This window comes from Kineococcus sp. DHX-1 (assembly GCF_042473625.1).
Classification (GTDB): domain Bacteria; phylum Actinomycetota; class Actinomycetes; order Actinomycetales; family Kineococcaceae; genus Kineococcus.
Genome location: NZ_CP170445.1, coordinates 1,931,601 through 1,952,538, shown reverse-complemented (window position 1 = coordinate 1,952,538; position 20,938 = coordinate 1,931,601). Strand labels below are relative to the sequence as shown.

18 protein-coding genes and 1 tRNA gene are annotated in these 20,938 nt (G+C 71.9%); 2 read left to right on the top strand and 17 right to left on the bottom strand.

What is annotated here, in order from left to right; genetic code table 11:
- Positions 1-117 precede the first annotated feature (117 nt).
- The 6 genes from ACFEMC_RS09390 to ACFEMC_RS09365 all read right to left on the bottom strand — a co-directional run bounded on the left by ACFEMC_RS09390 (position 118) and on the right by ACFEMC_RS09365 (position 5,981).
- Complete coding sequence (locus ACFEMC_RS09390; RefSeq protein WP_380175728.1) at positions 118-855, bottom strand: ABC transporter ATP-binding protein; 738 nt, start codon at positions 853-855, stop codon at positions 118-120.
- Entirely contained in the window at positions 852-1,694 is an 843-nt protein-coding gene (locus ACFEMC_RS09385; RefSeq protein ID WP_380175726.1) for an ABC transporter ATP-binding protein, read from the bottom strand. The genes ACFEMC_RS09390 and ACFEMC_RS09385 overlap by 4 nt, the downstream gene beginning before the upstream one ends.
- Positions 1,687-2,844, bottom strand: coding sequence for a branched-chain amino acid ABC transporter permease (locus ACFEMC_RS09380; protein WP_380175724.1), 1,158 nt, complete (start codon positions 2,842-2,844; stop codon positions 1,687-1,689). Before ACFEMC_RS09380 ends, ACFEMC_RS09385 begins: the two co-directional genes overlap by 8 nt.
- The gene (locus ACFEMC_RS09375) at positions 2,841-3,830 is read right to left on the bottom strand and encodes a branched-chain amino acid ABC transporter permease (RefSeq protein ID WP_380175722.1); all 990 of its coding nucleotides are present in this window, start codon (positions 3,828-3,830) and stop codon (positions 2,841-2,843) included. Before ACFEMC_RS09375 ends, ACFEMC_RS09380 begins: the two co-directional genes overlap by 4 nt.
- A gap of 77 nt (positions 3,831-3,907) precedes the next feature.
- A complete protein-coding gene (locus ACFEMC_RS09370) occupies positions 3,908-5,080 on the bottom strand; it encodes a branched-chain amino acid ABC transporter substrate-binding protein (RefSeq protein ID WP_380175720.1) in 1,173 nt (390 codons plus the stop codon).
- Positions 5,081-5,363: 283 nt separating this feature from the next.
- Positions 5,364-5,981, bottom strand: a complete 618-nt coding sequence (locus ACFEMC_RS09365; RefSeq protein ID WP_380175718.1) for an ANTAR domain-containing response regulator — start codon at positions 5,979-5,981, stop codon at positions 5,364-5,366.
- 132 nt (positions 5,982-6,113) lie between these two features.
- Here ACFEMC_RS09365 and ACFEMC_RS09360 point away from each other — a divergent pair.
- Positions 6,114-6,187 (top strand) — tRNA-Leu (locus tag ACFEMC_RS09360).
- A 64-nt stretch (positions 6,188-6,251) separates the two neighbouring features.
- Here the strand turns inward: ACFEMC_RS09360 and pyk are convergent.
- Positions 6,252-7,691 carry a pyruvate kinase gene (gene pyk / locus ACFEMC_RS09355; protein ID WP_367639882.1) on the bottom strand — a complete coding sequence of 480 codons (1,440 nt, stop codon included), beginning with the start codon at positions 7,689-7,691 and terminating at the stop codon, positions 6,252-6,254.
- Between the two features lie 144 nt (positions 7,692-7,835).
- On the opposite strand from pyk, the gene ACFEMC_RS09350 reads away from it, so the two are divergent.
- Positions 7,836-8,252, top strand: a complete 417-nt coding sequence (locus tag ACFEMC_RS09350) for a hypothetical protein (RefSeq protein ID WP_380175716.1) — start codon at positions 7,836-7,838, stop codon at positions 8,250-8,252.
- Positions 8,253-8,322: 70 nt separating this feature from the next.
- Here ACFEMC_RS09350 and ACFEMC_RS09345 read toward each other — a convergent pair whose 3' ends face one another.
- From ACFEMC_RS09345 to hisI, 10 genes are all read right to left on the bottom strand, one after another.
- A complete protein-coding gene (locus ACFEMC_RS09345; RefSeq protein WP_380175714.1) occupies positions 8,323-9,780 on the bottom strand; it encodes a glutamate synthase subunit beta in 1,458 nt (485 codons plus the stop codon).
- Positions 9,773-14,380 (bottom strand): glutamate synthase large subunit, encoded by a 4,608-nt coding sequence (gltB, locus tag ACFEMC_RS09340; RefSeq protein ID WP_380175712.1) that lies wholly within the window; start codon positions 14,378-14,380, stop codon positions 9,773-9,775. Before gltB ends, ACFEMC_RS09345 begins: the two co-directional genes overlap by 8 nt.
- A 247-nt stretch (positions 14,381-14,627) precedes the next feature.
- On the bottom strand, positions 14,628-15,632 hold the full coding sequence (gene lgt / locus ACFEMC_RS09335; protein WP_380175710.1) for a prolipoprotein diacylglyceryl transferase: 1,005 nt from the start codon (positions 15,630-15,632) through the stop codon (positions 14,628-14,630).
- On the bottom strand, positions 15,629-16,456 hold the full coding sequence (locus ACFEMC_RS09330; RefSeq protein ID WP_380175708.1) for a DsbA family protein: 828 nt from the start codon (positions 16,454-16,456) through the stop codon (positions 15,629-15,631). Before ACFEMC_RS09330 ends, lgt begins: the two co-directional genes overlap by 4 nt.
- 28 nt (positions 16,457-16,484) lie before the next feature.
- Positions 16,485-17,324, bottom strand: a complete 840-nt coding sequence (gene trpA, locus ACFEMC_RS09325; protein WP_380175706.1) for a tryptophan synthase subunit alpha — start codon at positions 17,322-17,324, stop codon at positions 16,485-16,487.
- The gene (trpB, locus tag ACFEMC_RS09320; protein ID WP_380176695.1) at positions 17,321-18,601 is read right to left on the bottom strand and encodes a tryptophan synthase subunit beta; all 1,281 of its coding nucleotides are present in this window, start codon (positions 18,599-18,601) and stop codon (positions 17,321-17,323) included. Before trpB ends, trpA begins: the two co-directional genes overlap by 4 nt.
- Positions 18,602-18,618: 17 nt before the next feature.
- On the bottom strand, positions 18,619-19,443 hold the full coding sequence (gene trpC / locus ACFEMC_RS09315; RefSeq protein ID WP_380175704.1) for an indole-3-glycerol phosphate synthase TrpC: 825 nt from the start codon (positions 19,441-19,443) through the stop codon (positions 18,619-18,621).
- A 60-nt stretch (positions 19,444-19,503) separates the two neighbouring features.
- The gene (locus ACFEMC_RS09310) at positions 19,504-19,809 is read right to left on the bottom strand and encodes an HGxxPAAW family protein (protein ID WP_380175702.1); all 306 of its coding nucleotides are present in this window, start codon (positions 19,807-19,809) and stop codon (positions 19,504-19,506) included.
- Between the two features lie 105 nt (positions 19,810-19,914).
- Positions 19,915-20,526: a Trp biosynthesis-associated membrane protein gene (locus ACFEMC_RS09305; RefSeq protein ID WP_380175700.1), complete on the bottom strand. Its 612-nt coding sequence runs from the start codon at positions 20,524-20,526 to the stop codon at positions 19,915-19,917.
- Positions 20,523-20,894, bottom strand: a complete 372-nt coding sequence (hisI, locus tag ACFEMC_RS09300; RefSeq protein ID WP_380175698.1) for a phosphoribosyl-AMP cyclohydrolase — start codon at positions 20,892-20,894, stop codon at positions 20,523-20,525. The genes ACFEMC_RS09305 and hisI overlap by 4 nt, the downstream gene beginning before the upstream one ends.
- Positions 20,895-20,938: the final 44 nt, after the last annotated feature.

The following is a 20,938-nucleotide window of genomic DNA, read 5'->3' as shown; positions in this document are numbered from 1 at the left end:
GCGAACGCTCTACAGCGCGCCACCTCACCCGGCCACGTCGAAGGGTCGTTGACGCATCGCGCCGAACCTAGCGGCGCTCCGCGTCAACGACCCCTCAGCGAGGCTGTGGACGACGGGTCAGACGTCGCCACCGAGGTAGGCGGCGCGGATGGAGTCGTCCGCGGCGAGCTCGGCGCCCGTCCCGGAACGCACGACGGTGCCCGTCTCCAGGACGTAGGCGACGTCGGAGATGCGCAGGGCCTGGGCGGCGTTCTGCTCGACCAGCAGGACGGTCGTGCCCTGCTGGTTGATCTCCACGATGATCGAGAAGATCTGCTGGATGAGCTTGGGCGCGAGACCCATGGACGGCTCGTCGAGCAGCAGCACGCGAGGGCGGCTCATGAGGGCGCGGCCGATGGCGAGCATCTGCTGCTCCCCGCCCGACATCGTCCCGGCGAACTGCGACCGCCGTTCCAGCAGGCGCGGGAACAGGGTGAAGACCCGGTCGAGATCCTCCTTGTAGGCCGCCGTCCGGCGGTCCTTGCGCGTGTACGCACCCATGTCGAGGTTCTCCTCGACCGTCATGCCGACGAAGGTCCCGCGACCCTCCGGGGCCTGGCACAGGCCGCGCGTGACGAGCTTGTGCGAAGGCACCTTGGTGATGTCCTCGCCCTCGAACACGATCGACCCGGTCCGCACGGTGCGCAGGCCCGAGACCGTCTTCAGGGTCGTGGTCTTGCCGGCCCCGTTGGCGCCGATGAGCGTCGCGATGGCGCCCTGCGGGACGGAGAAGGACACGTTGCGGATGGCCTCGATGCGCCCGTAGTTGACGCTGAGGTCGGTGACGACGAGCTGGTCGCCTGCGGTGGTCGTCACAGTTCCTCGTCCTCTGCGGAGAGCTGGTCGTCGTCGACGCCGAGGTAGGCGGCGATGACGGCCGGGTCGTTGCGGATGTCGGCGGGCAGGCCCTCGGCGATCTTCTTGCCGAACTCCAGCACGACGATGCGGTCGGTGACGCCCATGACCAGGCGCATGTCGTGCTCGATGAGGAGCACGGTGTTGCCGAGGTCGCGGACCCGGCGGATGAGGTCCATGAGGCGCTGCTTCTCGACGGGGTTGAACCCCGCGGCCGGCTCGTCCAGGCACAGCAGCTTCGGCTTGGTGGCCAGGGCCCGGGCGATCTCCAGCCGGCGCTGCTCGCCGTAGGAGAGGTTGCGCGCCAGGTCGTCCCCGCGGTGCCCCAGGTCCATCATCTCCAGCAGTTCCTCGGCCAGCGCGTGCCCCTCGCGGGTCTCACGCCGGTGCCGCGGGAGGCGGAAGAGCGAGTTCACGACGCCGGAGCGGTGGTGCGAGTCCGCCCCGACGAGCACGTTCTCGCGCGCCGTCATGTTGCCGAACAGGCGGATGTTCTGGAACGTCCGCGCGATGCCGAGCCGGTTGATCTGGTACCGCTTGCGACGGCCGAGCGGCTGGCCGTCGAAGACGACGCGCCCCTCGGTCGGCTGGTACACCCCGGTGAGGGCGTTGAAGCAGGTCGTCTTGCCGGCGCCGTTGGGGCCGATGAGACCCAGGATCTCGCCCTGGCGGATGTCGAAGGAGACGTCGTTGAGGGCGACGACCCCGCCGAACCGCAGGGTCACGTTCTCCATGGTCAGCAGGGGCGGGCCGAACTCGCGGGGAGCTGCGGTCGCGGTGCCCTCGGTCAGTTCAGGCACGAGCGGCCTCCTCGGTCCCTTCGAGTCGCTTGGTCACGTCGTCGGCGCGCTTGGCGCGCCGGGCCCGGCGCGGGGGCAGCAATCCCTGCGGCCGGAAGTTGGCCAGCAGCAGCAGGAGCAGGCCGAAGACCACGATCCGGAAGTCGGCGAACTCGCGGAACCGCTCCGGCAGGTAGGCCACGACGACACCGCCGGCGATGGCGCCCCAGCGGTTGCCCTGCCCGCCGATGACGACGGCGGCGAGGAACATCATCGACAGCTGGATCATGAACGAGTCGGGGTTGATCGACCCGATGCGACTCGCGTACAGCGCCCCGGACAGACCCCCGACGAACGCCCCCATGGCGAAGGCGAGGAGCTTGAACCGGAAGGTCGGGACGCCGTTGAGCTCGGCGGCCTCCTCGTCCTCGCGGGTCGCCTCCCACGCCCGGCCGACGCGGCTGGCCTGCAGCAGCTTGTCCGCGAAGATCACGATGACGATGACGATGAGCGAGAGCCAGTAGTAGGGCACCGCGTCGATGAGCCCGAACTTCAGGAACACCGACCGGGCACCCTCGCCGAGGTCGACCTTGGCGGTGGCCCCGTCCCACACGAGGCTCGGCAGACCGAACAGCTCCGTCGAGGGCGGGCGAGGGATGCCCGTGATGCCGCGAGCCTGGTTGAGGTACTCCAGGTTCAGCGCCGTCAGCCGGATGATCTCCCCGAACCCCAGCGTCACGATCGCGAGGTAGTCCCCTCGCACCCGCAAGGTCGGTGCACCGAGCAGCAACCCCGACGCGGTGGAGATCGTCACGGCCATGATGATGAGGACGAACCAGTTGACCTGGCCGTGCAGGGAGCCGAAGACGCCGACGGTGTAGGCGCCGATGGCGTAGAAGCCGACGTACCCCAGGTCCAGCAGACCGGCGTACCCGAGCACGATGTTCAGGCCCAGCGCGACGAGCGCGTAGTTCGCCACCGTCGCCAGCACCGACCCGAACTCGGCGTCCGGCGTGGAGATGACCGGCACGTTCAGCAGCGGCAGGACGAAGAAGAAGACCGCGATCGCGCACCAGACGACGATCTGGACCGGACGAGGCAACGACGTCCAGCGGTCGGCGAAGGACGGCCGGCTCGTGCGCTTCGCGGTGGTCGTGGTGTCGGTGCTCATGCGCGGGCCTTCCCGAGTGACTCACCGAGGATGCCGGTGGGGCGGAACAGCAGGACCACGACGAGGAGGAGGAACGACACGACGTCCTTCCACGACGAGGCCAGTCCGAAGAACGTGGCGTAGTTCTCGGCCAGCCCCAGGACGAGGCCGCCGACGAGCGCGCCGCGGATGTTCCCGATCCCCCCGAGCACCGCGGCCGTGAAGGCCTTGATCCCCAGGACGAACCCGACGTTGTACCGGGTCACCCCGATGTGGATGCAGTACAGCAACGCCGCCGCGCCGGCCATGAGACCGCCGATGAGGAACGTCAGCTGGACGACCTTCTTCTGGTTCACCCCCATGAGGGCTGCGGCCTCGGGGTCCTGGGACACCGCCCGGACGCCGCGGCCGAGCCGGGAGCGGGAGACGAACTGGTCCAGCGCGATCATCATCAGGACGGCCGCGACGAGGACGATCAACTGGTTGCTGCGGATCTCGAACCCGCCAGCCGACAGCACCGTCGCGTTCGGCAACGGGTTGACGAACGTCGTGTTCTCGCGGGCCAGGCGCACGTAGGGAGCCAGGACACCGTCGAGGTTCAGCCAGGAGGCGATCCGGTCCCGCAGGCCCATGATCTCGGACAGCATGAACGACGCGCCGATGGCGGAGATGAGCGCCACCAGGGGCGGCGCGTTCTTCTCCCGCAGACGGCGGTAGGCGATGCGCTCCACGACGAGCGCGACACCGCCGCTGACGGCCATCGCGGCGACCAGCGCGAGCAGCAGGAACCCGATCGCGACGGGGATGCTCATGCCCTGCCGGGCGCCGAGCAGCGTCATCATCCAGACGGCGCCGAAGCTGCCCCACATGAAGACTTCCGAGTGGGCGAAGTTGATGAGGCGCAGGACGCCGTAGACGAGCGTGTAGCCGAGCGCGAACAAGGCGTAGATCGCGCCGACCACCAGACCCGTGAAGGTCAGGTCGAGGAACGTGGACAGGGGAACCACCCGGGGTGAGGTGAACTGACGGGGACGGGACGTGGGACGGCCCCACCCGCCGCGAGGCGGGTGGGGCCGTCAGGCTGTCAGGAGCTGATCTCCTGGTCGGCCACGATCTTGCCGCCGTCGACCTTGTAGGCCCAGACGCTGACCGAGCTCGGCTCGCCCTTGTCGTCGAACTTCAGCTGCTTCGTCACGCCGGGCTTGTCGTAGGTCTTGACGTAGGACAGCAGGTCCTCGCGCGTGACCTTGCCCTCGGAGATCCCGTCGAGCAGGATCTTCGCGGCGTCGTAGCCCTCGGCCGAGTACGTCGCCGGGGCCGTGCCGTACGCCGTCGTGTAGTCCTGGACGAAGGACCCCTCGGCCTTGTCCGGCGGCAGGCACGGGCAGGTGAGGTAGGCGCCGTTGGCGGCGTCCGCCCCGGCGGCCGTGATGAGGCCGTCGTCCTTGGCCCCGTCGTCGCTGATGAAGGCGACCTGGTCGCTGGACAGGCCCGCGTCGCGCATTTGCTTGAGCAGCAGGCCACCCTCCGCGTAGTACCCGCCGAAGAACACCGCGTCCGCGCCCGAGGCGCGGATGTCGGCCACGACGGCCGAGAAGTCGGTCTGACCGGTCTGGATGGTGTTGTCCTTGACGTCGGCCGCACCGAGGTCCTTGCGGACGATGTCCGCGAGGCCCTTGCCGTACTCGGAGGAGTCGTCGACGACGTAGACCTTCTGCTTCTTCAGCGTGCCGGTGATGAACTTCGCGGCGGCCGGCCCCTGCGTGGCGTCGTTGCCCAGGACGCGGAAGAACGTCTTCCAGCCGTTCTCGGCGAGGTTCGGGTTCGTCGCCGACGGCGTGATGCCGACGATGCCGGCCTCGGCGAAGATCGGGTCAGCGACCTTGGACTCCCCGGAGAAGGCCGGGCCCACGATGCCGACGACCTTGGAGTCTCCGACGACCTGCTGGGCCAGCCCCTGGGCCTGGTTCTGGTCACCCTGGGAGTCGTAGGGGGTGAGCTTGACCTGGCAGGCGCCCGACTCCTTGTTGTGCTGGTCGACGGCCAGCTTCACGCCGTTGTCGATGTTCACGCCGAGGTTCGCGTTCGGGCCGGTGAGGGCGCCGAAGAAACCGATGCTGATGCCGTCCGGGCAGCTGCCGCCGGACGAGCCGGCGCTCGACCCCGACGAGGTGTCGTCCCCACCGGTGGTGCCGCACGCGGCCAGCAGGAGGGCGGCTGCCGCAGCGGGGGCCGCGAGTTTGACGATGGAGCGCACTGGGCTTGTCCTCCTGGAGGAGAGGGCACGAGAGCACGCGCCACGACGCGCGTTCCCGTCAGCACCACCCGGGAGCGGTGGAGCCGTGGTGAACACTAGGGGTCGCCCGACGCATTCGGGTGGATTCAGTGCACGAGTTCATCGGGTCGTTACACATTTAGGCCACCGGGGTGCCGCGGAACTGCGCAGATGGACCGGTTCACCACCCTGGGCGAGGACACGAACACGACGACGGCCCCGCACCACGAGGTGCGGGGCCGTCGTCGAACGGGTCGGAACCGGGTCAGCCGCGGTCGTCGCCGGCGCTGATGACGGTGTTCGCGACCTCGCGCATCGTCAGGCGCTTGTCCATGGAGGTCTTCTGGATCCAGCGGAACGCCTCGGGTTCGCTCATGCCGAACTGCGTCTGCAGCTTCGACTTCGCGCGGTCGACGAGCTTGCGGGTCTCGAAGCGGTCGGCGAGGTCGGCGACCTCGTCCTCGAGCGCCATGATCTGCTGGTAGCGGCTGACCGCGATCTCCACGGCGGGCAGCAGGTCGGCCGACGTGAACGGCTTGACGACGTAGGCCATGGCGCCGGCGTCGCGGGCGCGCTCGACGAGCTCGGCCTGGGAGAACGCGGTGAGGAGCACGACGGGCGCGATGCGCGCCTTGGCGATGCGCTCGGCCGCCGAGATGCCGTCGAGGACGGGCATCTTGATGTCCATGACGACGAGGTCGGGCTTGTGCTCCTCGGCGAGGGCCACGGCCTGCTCGCCGTCCCCGGCCTGGCCCACGACGTCGTAGCCGGCCTCGGTGAGCATCTCGACGATGTCGAGACGGATGATGGCCTCGTCCTCCGCGACGACCACCCGACGTGTGGTCGTGGAGGAGGAGGCGGGGGTGTCGGCAGTGTTCGTCACGCGGGCATCCTAGTCGGTGGGCGTCCGGGCGCACACCGCGCCTACTACCCCCTGTCGTCGCCCGTGTCGTCGCCTGGTTCCTCGCAGGCCGTGCGCGAGCGGGGCTCCCGCTCCTTGTAGGGTGATCCGCACGCCCTGGTAGCCCAACCGGCAGAGGCAATCGACTCAAACTCGATCCAGTGTGGGTTCGAATCCCACCCAGGGCACGCACGACGAGAGCCCCGGAGCAGCAGCTCCGGGGCTCTCGTCGTGTCCGGTCGGGCGAGGGGGTCAGGCGTAGGCGCTGGAGACCCCGGCGCTCGCGTCACCGATGCGGTGCACGCGCACGGCGTTCGTCGAGCCGACGATCCCGGGCGGGGCACCGGCCACGATGACGACGAGGTCGCCGACGGCGCAGCGGCCCATCTCCTGCAGGCGGCGGTCGACCTCCTTGACCATCTCGTCCGTGGTGGAGATGAACGCCGCGTACTGCGAGTCCACGCCCCACGACAGCGCCAGGCGGCGGCGCGTCGTCTCCTCGGCCGTGAAGGCGACCAGGGGGATCTCGGCCCGCAGCCGGGAGAGGCGGCGCGCGGAGTCACCGGACTGGGTGAAGGTGACGAGCAGCTTCGCGTCGAGCTGCTTGCCGATCTCCGAGGCGGCCAGCGTGATGGCGCCACCCTTGGTGTGCGGGACGGTGCCGAGGGCCGCGATGCGGTCCGCACCGTGGGTCTCGGTGTTCTCGATGATGCGCGCCATGGTGCGCACCGCCTCGAACGCGAAGGCCCCGACGCTCGTCTCGCCCGAGAGCATGAGGGCGTCGGCCCCGTCGAGCACGGCGTTGGCGCAGTCGGACGCCTCGGCGCGCGTGGGCCGCGGCGCGGTGATCATCGACTCGAGCATCTGCGTCGCCACGATGACGGGCTTGGCCTGGCGGCGGGCGAGCTCGATGGCGCGCTTCTGGACGAGCGGCACCTCCTCGAGCGGAAGCTCGACGCCCAGGTCACCGCGGGCGACCATGATCCCGTCGAAGGCCGCGACGACCTCGCGGAGGTTCTCGACGGCCTGCGGCTTCTCGACCTTGGCGATGACGGGGACGGTGACGCCCTCCTCGTCCATGATCTTGTGCACGTCGTCCGCGTCGGCCGCCGAGCGCACGAAGGACAGCGCCACCATGTCGACGCCGAGGCGGAGGGCGAAGCGGAGGTCCTCGACGTCCTTCTCGGACAGCGCCGGGACGCTCACGGCCACGCCGGGCAGGTTGATGCCCTTGTTGTTGCTGACGGGCCCGGGGACGGTCACCTTCGTGACCACGCGGGGACCGTCGACGGCGGTGACCTCGAGGCCGACCTTGCCGTCGTCGATGAGGATCCGGTCGCCGACCGCGACGTCGCCCGTCAGGCCCTTGTACGTCGTGGAGGAGACGTCCTTCGTGCCGACGACGTCCTCGGTGGTGATGGTGAACACGTCCCCCACCGCGAGGGCGTGCGGGCCGTCGGCGAACTTCCCGAGGCGGATCTTCGGACCCTGGAGGTCGGCGAGGATGGCGACGGACCGCCCGGTGGCCTCGGCGGCGGCGCGCACCCCCTCGAAGTTCGCCCGGTGGTCGTCGTGCGAGCCGTGGCTCAAGTTCATCCGGGCGACGTCCATCCCGGCGTCCACCAGTGACCGCAACCCTTCGGGACCGGCCACGGCGGGCCCGAGGGTGCAGACGATCTTCGCTCTGCGCATGACCCGACCCTATTGCGCCACCGGTGGTGATCGGCGCGTGGGGCACGTCGAACTCCGGACGGACACCGGATCGTCACCCGCGACACCCCTGCGGACGGGTGGTGCCGAGGTGCGCGGCCCCGCCGCCCCCACCACCATGTCCGCGTGAGCACGCACGAACCGCAGCGCGACGGAGCCCGGCCCCCCGCGGAGGACCTCGACTTCGAGCGCGAGATCGACGACATGACCCAGGAGTCCCTCGACCACGAGTACGCCGTCTACGTGCGGCTGCACGAGGTCGGCGACTGGCCGCAGGAGGCGCTGGCCGGGCTGCTGTCCGACCTGCACGCCGCGCACCCGCGCCTGGAGCGCGCACTGGCCGGCGGGGACGCCCCGGAGCACGACGTCGTCATCAGCGTCGACGGGGACGGTCTGGACGCCCAGGGCGCGGCCCGGCACGCCCTGGGGCGCGTGACCGCCGCCGCGTCGGCGCGCGGGCTGACCGGGCACGGCGCCGACGTCACGGTGCTGTCGGACGAGGCCGTGTGGACGTACGACCGCGACGAGGTCGCCCGCTGGTAGGGCGGGCGGGCGGACGCACGAGGGGGTGGGCACCGGCCGGTGCCCACCCCCTCGTGCGTGCTGACGCGCCTCAGGCGGTCAGCGGCACCGCGTCGGCCCGGATGGGCGACGGCAGCGCCGTGTCCCCCATGAGGAACTCGTCGACGGCGGCCGCGCACGCGCGCCCCTCGGCGATGGCCCAGACGATGAGCGACTGACCGCGACCGGCGTCGCCGGCCACGTAGACGCCCGGCGTCGACGTCGCGTAGCCCGGGGTGCGGGTGAACCGCGTGCGGGCGTCGGCCTCGAGACCGAGCTGCCCCACGATGCCGCCGTGCTCAGGGCCGGCGAAGCCGATGGCCAGCAGCACGAGCTGAGCCGGCAGGTCGTGCTCGGTGCCCTCCACCGGGGTCCACACGCCGTCGACCTTGGTCACCTCCACGAGCCGCAGGCCCGTGACCTTCCCGTCCTCGCCCACGAACGCCCGGGTGGAGGCGGAGAACTTCCGCTCACCGCCCTCCTCGTGGGAGGAGGAGACCGAGAACACCTTGGGCATGGTCGGCCAGGGCTCGTGCTCGGCCCGGTCCTCCGGCGCCATCGGGTAGATGTCGAGCTGGGTGACCGACTTCGCGCCCTGGCGCAACGCGGTGCCGTAGCAGTCCGACCCGGTGTCGCCGCCGCCGATGACGACGACGTCGAGGCCGTTCGCGTCGATGTAGGTCGCGGGGGGCTCCTGGCCCACGGCGACGCGGTTCGTCGGGGGCAGGTACTCCATCGCCTGGTGGATCCCGCTGAGGTCGCGGCCGGGCAGCTCCACCTCGCGCCACTGGGTGGCGCCGGTGGCGACGACGACCGCGTCGAAGCGTTCGCGCAGCTGCTCGCCGGTGATGTCCACGCCGATGTCCACGCCCGCGCGGAAGCGGGTGCCCTCGGCCTCCATCTGCGCGAGGCGGCGGTCGAGGACCGAGCGCTCCATCTTGAACTCGGGGATCCCGTACCGCATGAGCCCACCGATGGCGTCGTCCCGCTCGTACACGACGACGGTGTGCCCGGAGCGCGTCAGCTGCTGGGCGGCCGCGAGTCCGGCGGGGCCGGAGCCCACGACGGCGACGGTCTTGCCCGTGAGGCGCTCGGGCACCTGCGGGGTGATCCAGCCGGCCTCGGCGGCGTTCTCGGCGATCATCACCTCGACCTGCTTGATGGTCACCGGCGGCTGGTTGATGCCGAGGACGCAGGCAGACTCGCACGGCGCGGGACACAGCTTCCCGGTGAACTCCGGGAAGTTGTTCGTCGCGTGCAGGCGCTCGATCGCCGCGTGCATGTCCCCGCGGCTGACGAGGTCGTTCCACTCGGGGATGAGGTTCCCCAGGGGACACGCGCTGTGGCAGAACGGGATGCCGCAGTCCATGCACCGACCGGCCTGGCGTTGCAACTGCTGCTGGTCCTGCTTCTCGTACACCTCGCGCCAGTCCATCAGGCGCAGCGGGACGGGTCGGCGCGGCGGGAGCTCCCGCTCACGGACCTTGAGGAACCCCCGGGGGTCAACCATGCGAAGCCTCCATGATGCGGGTGAGCACGGCGTCGGAGTCCGGTTCCAGCCCGTCGGCGACGGCCTTGGCCCGGACCTCGAGCACGCGGGCGTAGTCCCGCGGGACGATCGTCGAGAAGCGCTGCCGCGCAGCCCCCCAGTCGGAGAGCAGCTTCGCGGCGACGGTGGAGTCGGTGTGGTCGCGGTGCTCCACGAGCAGGTCGTGGACCTTCGCGGCGTTGGCGTCGTCGAGCGGGACGACGTCGACCATGTCGCGGTTCACACGCGACTCCTTGAGGTCGAGCACGTGGGCGAAACCGCCCGACATGCCCGCGGCGACGTTGCGGCCGACGCGGCCGAGGACGACGACCTCACCACCGGTCATGTACTCCAGCGCGTGGTCGCCCACCCCCTCGACGACGGCGGTGGCGCCGGAGTTGCGGACGCAGAACCGCTCCCCCACCTCACCGCGCAGGAACAGCTTCCCGCTCGTCGCGCCGTAGGCGATGACGTTGCCCGCCACGATGTCCCGGTCGCGCGAACCCGACGCGGTGTCGGGCCGCACGACGACGGTGCCGCCGGACAGGCCCTTGCCGACGTAGTCGTTGGCGTCGCCGAACAACCGCAGGGTGATGCCGCGGGGCAGGAACGCGCCGAACGACTGACCGGCGGACCCGGTGAGGGTGACGTCGACCGTGCCGTCGGGCAGGCCCTCCTCGCCCCACTTCTTGGTCAGCTCGTGGCCGAGCAGCGTGCCGACCGTCCGGTTCACGTTGCGGACCGGCAGCTCGATCTGCACCGGGGTGCCGCTGACGAGGGCGTCGGCCGCACGCTCGATGAGCACGTGGTCCAGGGCCTTCTCCAGCCCGTGGTCCTGCGTCGTGGAGCGGTGCAGCGTCGAGCCCTCCGGGCCCTTCGGGGCGTGCAGGACCGGCGCGAGGTCCAGCCCGGACGCCTTCCAGTGCGCAACGGCGCGGCGGGTGTCGAGGACCTCGACGTGCCCGACGGCCTCTTCGACCGAGCGGAAGCCGAGGGAGGCCAGCAGCTCGCGGACCTCCTGCGCCACGAACTCGAAGAAGTTCACGACGTACTCGGCCTTGCCCGTGAACCGGGCACGCAGCTCGGGGTTCTGCGTCGCGACCCCGACGGGGCAGGTGTCGAGCTGGCAGACGCGCATCATGATGCAGCCCGAGACGACGAGCGGAGCGGTGGCGAAGCCGAACTCCTCCGCGCCGAGCAGCGCGGCGATGACGACGTCGCGGCCCGTCTTGAACTGCCCGTCGACCTGCACGGTGATGCGGTCGCGCAACCCGTTCACGACGAGGGTCTGCTGGGTCTCGGCCAGGCCGAGCTCCCAGGGACCGCCGGCGTGCTTCAGGCTCGTCAGCGGCGCGGCGCCCGTCCCGCCGTCGGCCCCGGAGATGAGGACGACGTCGGCCTTGGCCTTGGACACACCCGTCGCGACCGTGCCGACCCCGACCTCCGAGACCAGCTTCACGTGGACCCGGGCGGCCGGGTTCGCGTTCTTCAGGTCGTGGATGAGCTGGGCGATGTCCTCGATCGAGTAGATGTCGTGGTGCGGCGGCGGCGAGATGAGGCCGACACCGGGCGTGGAGTGCCGCGTCTTGGCGATGTTCGGGTACACCTTGTGGCCCGGCAGCTGGCCGCCCTCACCGGGCTTGGCGCCCTGGGCGACCTTGATCTGCAGGTCGGTGGCCGAGGTCAGGTAGTTGCTCGTGACGCCGAAGCGGCCCGAGGCGATCTGCTTGACCTTCGAGGTGCGCTCGGGGTCGTAGAGGCGCTCGACGTCCTCGCCGCCCTCCCCGGAGTTCGAACGGCCGCCGAGGCGGTTCATCGCGATCGCGAGGACCTCGTGCGCCTCCTGCGAGATGGAGCCGTAGCTCATCGCGCCGGTGGAGAACCGCTTGACGATCTCGCTGACGGGTTCGACCTCGTCGACGTCGACCGGCTCGCGGGTGCCCTTCTTCAGCTGCAGCAGACCGCGCAGCGTCATGAGGCGCTCGGACTGTTCGTCCACCCGCGACGTGTACTTGCGGAAGAGGGCCTCGTTGCGCGAACGCGTGGAGTGCTGCAGCTGGAAGACCGTCTCGGGGTCGAACAGGTGCGGCTCGCCCTCGCGGCGCCACTGGTACTCCCCGCCCGTCTCGAGCGTTCGGTGGGCGCGCTCCTGCCCCTCGACGGGGTAGGCGAGGCGGTGGCGCTGGGCGACCTCCTCGGCGAGGACGTCGAGCCCGACGCCGCCGAGGCGGGAGGTCGTGGCGGTGAAGTACTCGTCGACGAGGGTCTGCGACAGGCCGAGGGCCTCGAAGACCTGCGCACCGCGGTAGGACGCGACGGTCGAGATGCCCATCTTGGACATGACCTTCAGGACGCCCTTGCCGAGCGCCTTGATGAGGTTCTTCACCGCGGTCTGCGCGTCGACCGTCGTGATGACCTGGTGGCGGACGAGGTCCTCGACCGTCTCCATCGCCAGGTACGGGTTGATCGCCGCCGCGCCGTAGCCGATGAGCAGCGCGACGTGGTGCACCTCGCGCACGTCGCCGGCCTCGACGACCAGGCCGACCTGGGTGCGCAGCTTCTGGCGCACCAGGTGGTGGTGGACGGCCGAGGTCAGGAGCAGCGACGGGATCGGCGCGTACTCGGCGTTGGAGTCGCGGTCGGAGAGCACGACGAAGACGGCACCGTCGGCGATGGCACGCGAGACCTCCGCGCGGATCTCCTCGATCCGGCGGGCCAGCTCGGCTCCCCCGCCCGCGACGCGGTACAGGCCCTTGACGACGAGCGTCGTGCGGCCCGGGTTCCGGCGGTCGCGGTCGATGTGGACGATCTTGGCGAGCTCGTCGTTGTCGATGACCGGGAAGGGCATGACGAGCTGGTGGCAGTGCGCCGCCGACTCCGACAGCGCGTTCTGCTGCGGACCCGTGGTGGTGATGAGCGAGGTGACGAGCTCCTCGCGGATCGCGTCCAGCGGCGGGTTCGTCACCTGCGCGAAGAGCTGGGTGAAGTAGTCGAAGAGCATCCGCGGGCGCGTGCTGAGCACGGCCAGCGGCGTGTCCGACCCCATGGAGCCGATCGGCTCGGCGCCGGCGCGGGCCATCGGCGCGAGGATGAGCCGCAGCTCCTCCTCGGTGTAGCCGAAGGTCTGCTGGCGACGGGTGACCGAGGCGTGGCTGTGCACGATGTGCTCGCGCGGCGGCAGGTCGGGCAGGCGGACGACGTTCTTGAGCCACTCCGCGTACGGCTGGGCGGCGGCGAGCTCGGCCTTGACCTCCTCGTCGTCGACGATGCGGCCCTTGGCCGTGTCGACGAGGAACATCTTGCCGGGCGCAACGCGGCCGCGGGCCACGATCGAGGACGGGTCCAGCTCCAGGACACCGGTCTCCGAGGCGAGCACGACGAGGCCGTCGTCGGTGACCCAGTAGCGCGAGGGACGCAGGCCGTTGCGGTCCAGGACGCCACCGATGACGGTGCCGTCGGTGAACGTCAGGTTGGCCGGACCGTCCCACGGCTCGGAGAACATGGAGTGGAACTCGTAGAAGGCCCGGCGGGCCGGGTCCATCTCCGTGTTGTTCTCCCAGGCCTCCGGGATCATCATCAGCACCGCGTGCGGCAGCGAGCGGCCGGCGAGGTGCAGGAGCTCGAGGACCTCGTCGAACGAGGCCGAGTCCGAGCCCTCGGTGGCGCAGATCGGGCCCAGGCGCTGCACGTCGCCGGGGATGAGCGGGGTGCTCATCGTCGACTCGCGCGCCGCGGTCCAGTTGCGGTTGCCCTTGACCGTGTTGATCTCGCCGTTGTGGGCGATCGTCCGGAACGGGTGGGCCAGCGGCCAGCTCGGGAACGTGTTCGTCGAGAAGCGCGAGTGGACCAAGCCGAGCTCGGACGTGTAGCGGCGGTCGGACAGGTCCGGGAAGAACGGCTCGAGCTGCCCGGTGGTGAGCATGCCCTTGTAGACCATCGTCCGCGCCGACAGCGACGGGAAGTAGACGCCCAGGTCGCGCTCGGCGAGCTTGCGCAGGGCGTACACCCGGCGGTCCAGGTCGACGCCGGTCTCCAGCGGACGCAGGCCGTCGGTGCGGGTGGCGACGAAGAGCTGGGCGAAGAACGGCATGCAGGCGCGGGCCTGCTGGCCGACGAGGTCCGCGGTCACGGGCACGTCGCGCCAGCCGAGGACGTCGAGACCCTCGGCCTCGGCGATCTCCTCGATGCGGGCGACGGCCTCGGCGCGCTCGGCCTCGTCGACGGGCAGGAAGGCGTTGCCGACGGCGTAGGCGCCCTTGGCGGGCAGCTCGACACCCTGCTCGGCCATGACGGCGCGCAGGAACTCGTCGGGGACCTGGGTGAGGATGCCCGCACCGTCACCGGTGTTGGCCTCGGCGCCGACGGCTCCGCGGTGGTCGAGGTTGCGCAGGGCCGTCAGCGCGTGCTCGACGATGTCGTGACCGGGTTCACCGCGCATGGTGGCGACGAAGGCCACGCCGCAGGCGTCCTTCTCGTTCGCGCGGTCGTACAGCCCGGCGTTGTCCGGGAAGCTCGTGAAGGGCAGCGGGCGGACCTGCTGGCCGAGGTGCGACGCCGTGTGGGTGGACGTGTGAGGCGACATGCAGTGCACCGTCCTGAAGAGAGAGGTCCAGGACCTCGGTGGACAGGGGGTCTCTCGACGGGTCTCCTCGAGGGTCGCCCGGGCGGGCGGATCTCGGGGAGCCGGGTCAGTCTCTTCGAGATGAGGCTCGCGCCTGGGGGGCGCGCACCACGAACGGGGGGCGGCGCTGGCCCACGTTCACCTCACTGTAACGCGCGTGGTGCCGTGCTCACGTGCACTGGACCATCACACCGGGGTCGAGGTTCGGTCACGACTCCCGCGCGTCCGGCCGCGTGTCGCGGTCCGGTGAGGGGCGATCAGCTCGGGCGGTGACGGTGGGCCCACCGGGCTGGTTCGCGGCGTCGTCGTCCGGGCTGGTGGCCGGCGTCGACTGCGAGGAATCTACCCGCTCCAGCGCCTCGGCCCGACCACCATGAACTCTGCGTGAGCGGACGAAGGCTGTGAGTGCGATGAGGAAGACGACGCCCGCGACCCACTGGTTGACGCGCAGGCCGAGGAAGTGGTTGGCGTCGTCGATGCGCAGCGCCTCGAACACCGACCGGCCCAGGCAGTACAGCGCGACGTAGGCGAAGAAGGCCTGGCCGTGGCGCAGCGACCAGCGGCGGTCGGCGAGGACGATGACGGCCGCGACGAGCAGGCACCACAGCGACTCGTAGAGGAACGTCGGGTGGAAGGTGCCGAGCACCTCCGGGTTGCCCTGCGCGTCGAGGACCGCGCGGCCCGTCGACTCGTCCCAGCGGTGCACGGTGAGCGCCCAGGGGACGTCGGTCGCCCGGCCGTAGAGCTCGTTGTTGAACCAGTTGCCCCAGCGGCCCGCGGCCTGGGCGACGAGGAGTCCCGGCGCCATGGCGTCGGCGAGCGGCAGGAAGCGGTAGCCGCCGCGGCGGCAGGCGATCCACGCCCCGAGCGCGCCGCCGGCGATGGCGCCCCAGATCCCGAGGCCGCCCTCCCAGACGTACAGGGCCCGGACGGGGTCGCCGCCCTCGCCGAAGTACGCCTGGGGCGAGGTGACGACGTGGTACAGCCGGGCACCGACGACGCCGAGCGGCACTGCCCAGACGGCGACGTCGAGGATGAAGTCCTCGCGGCCGCCCTTGGCCCGCCAGCGGCGCTCGGCGATGACGACGCCGAGCACGATGCCGAGGACGATGCACAGCGCGTACGCCCGGACCGGGACCGGCCCGAGGTGCCAGACGGCGACCGTCGGGCTCGGGATGGCGGCGGCGACGGAGGCCGCGACGGCTGCGGTCACGACGTCGTCGCGGCCGCGACGGCCTGAGCCACTGCGGTGACCGGGTCGGAGCCGAGGAGGTCCTGCGTCGGGATCTCCTTCTTCTGCCCTCCGGCCGGCGTCACGGTCACGGTCGGGGTTCCGCTGACGCCGTTGGCGTCCATCGAGTCGGCGACCGACTCGACGTAGTCCCGGTAGGCGTGGCCCTCGAGGGCGCTCTGCCACTTCGCGAGGTCGGGAACGCCCGCCTGCTGAGCGAAGTCCCGCAGCTGGGCGTCGGTGTAGCCGGTGCCCTCCTGCGAGGGCTGGTTGGCGAAGACGACCTTGTTGTACTCGGCGAAGCGGCCCTGCGCGTCGGCGGCGGCCGCGCCTTCGGCCGCCCGCTGGGACGCGTCGTTGCCGAGCTTGCCGTCGAGGAACGTCAGCGTGTGGACGACGACCCTGGCCTTGCCGTCCGCGGCGAGCTGCACCACCGAGTCCCCGGCGGCCGTCTCGAACTCCTTGCAGTAGGGGCACTGGTAGTCCAGCCAGACGTCGAGCGTCGGGGCACCGGCCGCCGGCGTACCCGGCAGGACGATGCCCTCGGCCTTGCCCGAGGCGTTCGGCGGGACAGCCTGCGCCGCGAGCGCGACGTCGTCCTTGCGCGAGCGGTCGATGACCACGACGACGACGGCGACGAGCGCGAGCACCACGACGACGGCGATGCTGATGAGCAGCACCCGACGGCTGCGCTCACGGGCGAGCTCGCGCTGCCGCAGCGCGGCGGCCTTCGCCCGCCGCGCCTCGCGCGCGTCCTCCGCCTGGCCGGCTCGCGCCGGGTGACCGCCGGTCTTCTTGCTGCTCAACGCTCGTTCTCCTCCGCGGGGATGCTCGTCAGGGACGGGTGCGGACGCCGGCCGCCAGCTCCTCGGCCAGCTGCCCGACGGCGCGCGCGCCGGCGGCGGCCGAGTCCGCGTCCAGCAGGCGCTGGACGAACGCGGATCCGACGATGACGCCGTCGGCGTACCCGGCGACCTCGGTGGCCTGCGCGGGGGTGGACACGCCCAGCCCCACGCAGACGCGCTCGGCGCCGGCTGCCCGGGTGCGCCGGACGAGCTCGGACGCACCCGCGCCCACGGTCGCACGCGTGCCTGTGACTCCCATCAACGACGCCGCGTAGACGAACCCGCGGCTGGCGCGGACGGTCTTCTCCAGGCGGGCGTCGGTCGAGCTGGGCGCGACGAGGAACACGCGCTCGAGGTCGTGCTCCTCGCTCGCCTGCAGCCAGCCGGCCGCCTCGTCGGGGATGAGGTCCGGCGTGATGAGCCCGGCGCCCCCGGCGTTGGCGAGGTCGGTGGCCCACCGGTCCACGCCGTAGCGGTCGACCGGCGGCCAGTACGTCATGACGAGCGTCGCCGCCCCCGTGGCGGCCACGGCCTCGACGGCGCGCAGGACGTCCGCGGGGCGGGTGCGGTTGGCCAGGCAGACCTCGGCGGCCCGCTGGATGGTCGCCCCGTCCATCGTCGGGTCGGAGTAGGGCAGGCCGAGCTCGACGATGTCGGCGCCACCGGCGACGGCGGCCTTGGCCGCCTCGATGGACCCGTCCACGTCGGGGTAGCCGACGGGGAGGTAGGCCACGAGCGCTGCGCGCCCCTCGGCCTTGGCCCGGTCGACGGCGGCGGCCGCGGTGTGCGTCCCGGTCGGTGCGGGGACGTCCTGCAGTTCGGTGCTCACCAGCCGGACCCTTCGGTGTCCTGGGGCGCGTCGGCGACCCGTTCGACCTCCGAGGCGACGAGGTCGGCGTCGCTGACGAGCCCGAACCAGCGGGCCGCCGTGTCCACGTCCTTGTCCCCGCGCCCGGACAGGCTGACGAGGACGGTGGCGCCGGAGCCGAGCTCCTTGCCGAGGTCCAGCGCACCGGCGAGCGCGTGGGCGCTCTCGATGGCGGGGATGATCCCCTCGGTGCGGCACAGGAGCCGGAAGGCGTCCATCGCCTGCGCGTCGGTGACGGGGTGGTACTGCGCGCGACCGCTGGCGGCCAGCCACGAGTGCTCCGGCCCGACGCCGGGGTAGTCGAGCCCGGCGGAGATCGAGTGCGACTCGACCGTCTGGCCGTCCTCGTCCTGCATGACGAACTGCCGGGCGCCCTGGAAGACGCCGGCCGCCCCGGCCGAGATCGGGGCCGCGTGGCGGCCGGTCTCGACGCCGTCCCCGCCGGCCTCGTAGCCGTGCAGGGCGACGTCAGGGTCGTCGAGGAACGCGTGGAAGATGCCGATGGCGTTGGACCCGCCGCCGACGCAGGCCGCGACCGCGTCGGGCAGGCGGCCCGTCAGGTCGAGGACCTGCTGGCGGGCCTCCACGCCGACGATGCGCTGGAAGTCGCGGACGAGCACCGGGAAGGGGTGCGGGCCGGCGACCGTGCCGAACGCGTAGTGCGTCGTGTCCACGGAGGACACCCAGTCGCGGAACGCCTCGTTGACGGCGTCCTTGAGGGTCCGGCTGCCGGCGGTCACGGGGACGACCGTCGCGCCCAGCAGGCGCATCCGGGCGACGTTGAGCGCCTGGCGGCGGGTGTCCTCCTCGCCCATGTAGACGACGCACTCCAGACCCATGAGGGCGGCCGCCGTCGCCGTCGCGACGCCGTGCTGTCCGGCGCCCGTCTCGGCGATGATGCGCTGCTTGCCCATGCGCTTGGTCAGCAGCGCCTGCCCGAGCACGTTGTTGATCTTGTGCGAACCCGTGTGGTTGAGGTCCTCGCGCTTGAGGATGACCCGCGCACCGCCGGCGTGGGCGGCGAAGCGGGGCACCTCGGTGAGGATGCTCGGCCGACCGGAGTAGGTGCGGTGCAGCTCGGCGAGCTCGGCGAGGAAGCCGGGGTCTGCCATCGCCGCCGTGTGCGCGGCGTCGATCTCGTCGAGAGCCGCCACGAGGGCCTCGGGCACGAAGCGGCCGCCGAAGGCGCCGAAGTAGGGCCCGCGCTCGCCGCTGAAGGACCGGCCGGACGTGGTCAGGGGCGTTTCGGAGGTGGTCACGGGCGCACCGCCTGCACGGCCGGGTGCGCACCGGCGGCGACGAGGTCGGCGACCGCGCGGCGCGGGTCGTCGCCCTTGACGAGCGTCTCCCCCACCAGGACGGCGTCGGCGCCCGCACGGGCGAACTCGACGACGTCGCGCGGACCGGAGACGCCCGACTCGGCGACCTTGACCTTGGTGTCCGGGATGAGCGGCGCGAGGTCGGCGAACGTGCGGTTGTCGACCTCTAGGGTCTTGAGGTTGCGGTTGTTCACCCCGACGACGCGCGCGTCGGCGTCGAGGGCCCGCGCGACCTCCTCGGCGGTGTGCACCTCCACCAGGGCGGTCATGCCCAGGGAGTGCGTGCGTTCGATGAGCGACACGAGGGCCTCCTGCTCGAGAGCGGCGACGATGAGGAGCACGACGTCGGCCCCCCAGGCGCGGGCCTCCCACAACTGGTACGACTCGACGACGAAGTCCTTGCGCAGCACCGGGACGTCGACGGCGCAGCGGACGGCCCGCAGGTCGTCCAGGCTGCCGCCGAACCGGCGCTGCTCCGTGAGGACGCTGATGACGCTGGCCCCGCCGGCCTGGTACTGCGTCGCGAGCTCGGCCGGGTCCGGGATGGTCGCCAGCGCGCCCTTGGAAGGGCTCTTGCGCTTGACCTCCGCGATGACCTTGACGCCGCGCTGCTCCGCGTCGCGTGGCTTGAGGAGGGAGTGCGCGTCCTTGGCGGGCACCTGGCGGTGCGCGCGCTCCTTCAGCTCGTCCAGCGAGGTGAGCGCCTTGCGCGCCGCCAGGTCCTCACGGACGCCGGCCAGGATGTCGTCGAGGACTGTCACGCCACGAGGGTATCGCCGGGGTCGGACGCGCCGGTCCGGTGGGCGGGCCCGAGGGCGACGTCAGCGCTTGGGGCGGCCCAGGCCGACGGGCTTGCCGTCCGGGCCCTTGACGCCGTAGCCGGCCTTGGCCAGCCCGCCGGCCACGACGAGCGAGGCGAGGATGACGACACCGCCGATGATCCCCCAGGTCAGGCTCGGGAAGACGATGGCCAGGGAGAGGATGAGGAACCCGACCAGGCACACCGCGACGCCGGCCCAGGCGGCGACGCTGTGGCCGTGGCCGTGCTCGTCGACGATGTCGGTGGCCGGGGCGGCGGCGCTGGTGCTGTGGTGCCCGTGGGACTGGTGGTTGCTCTCGGTGCTCACGGGGACTCCTCGGGGCGGGTCGTCGGCGCGCGACGAGCGCGCTCGGGTACTACGGACACCGTACCGACTCGCGGAGGTGCGCGCCGGGACGGGTGAGCGGGTGGGTCAGCGGGTGGGGTCGTCGCCGTGCGACAGCGCGTCCCACGCGGCCGCCGGGTCGTCCCGCGTCGGGACGGCCGCACCGGCCCCGGAGCGGGCGTCTCGGTCGTAGCGACCCGCGGCTCGCGGGGCGTCGCGACGGCGTGCCCCGACGACGAGCCCGACCCCGGCGAGAGCGACCAGGCCACCGCCGACCGCGGACACCACCGGCCACGGCGCGACGTCGACCGCCCCCTCCACGCGCGCTTCCGTCGTCCCGCTGGCCGCGCGGGCCGGGGCGGCGAGCGCCGTGGCCGGTTCGCGCAGGGGTCCTGTGCTGGCGGCGAGGACACCGGCGCCCCCGGCGACGAGGACGAGGGCGGCGACGAGACGCGCGGCCCGGCGGCCCAGGGTGGAGGCGACGACGGCGGCGAGGCTGACGAGGGCGAGGGCGGTGGCGACGGGGGCGGCGTCGCGGCCGGAGGCGAGGACGGCCGCGGTCCCGGTCGCGGTGGCGGCGCGGCCGCTGACCCAGGTCGGCGCGCCGGCCCCGAGGGCGACGACTGCGCCGAGGGCGGCGAGCAGCAGCAGGGGTCCGCGGCGCGACCGGCGCGCGGCCCCGGGAGCGGGCGCGCTCACGCGCTCGGGGCGGTGAGCGGGAGGGTCGTGGCGTCGAAGCACGTCCGGTCGCCGGTGTGGCAGGCCGCGCCGACCTGGTCCACCTCGAGCAGGAGCGCGTCGCCGTCGCAGTCCAGGGAGATCTTGCGCACCCACTGGACGTGCCCGGAGGTGTCGCCCTTGCGCCACAGCTGCCCGCGGCTGCGCGAGAAGTAGGTGGCGCGGCCGGTGGCGAGGGTCTGGGCCAGGGCGTCGTCGTCCATCCAGGCGACCATGAGCACCTCGCGGGTGTCGTGCTGCTGGACGACGGCGCAGACGAGGCCGGCGGCGTCCCGCTTCAGGCGTGCGGCGGTGCGGGGATCGAGCTCGAGGGACGACACGCGCCCCATGGTCTCACCGGCCGCGGGGCGCACGGGACGGCCCGGGTGGCACG

Bases quoted from the DNA above. Each gene is read 5' to 3' on its own strand.
- ACFEMC_RS09380 (WP_380175724.1), bottom strand. From the start codon at position 2,844: ATGAGCACCGACACCACGACCACCGCGAAGCGCACGAGCCGGCCGTCC.
- pyk (WP_367639882.1), bottom strand. From the start codon at position 7,691: ATGCGCAGAGCGAAGATCGTCTGCACCCTCGGGCCCGCCGTGGCCGGT.
- ACFEMC_RS09345 (WP_380175714.1), bottom strand. From the start codon at position 9,780: ATGGTTGACCCCCGGGGGTTCCTCAAGGTCCGTGAGCGGGAGCTCCCG.
- gltB (WP_380175712.1), bottom strand. From the start codon at position 14,380: ATGTCGCCTCACACGTCCACCCACACGGCGTCGCACCTCGGCCAGCAG.
- hisI (WP_380175698.1), bottom strand. From the start codon at position 20,894: ATGGGGCGCGTGTCGTCCCTCGAGCTCGATCCCCGCACCGCCGCACGC.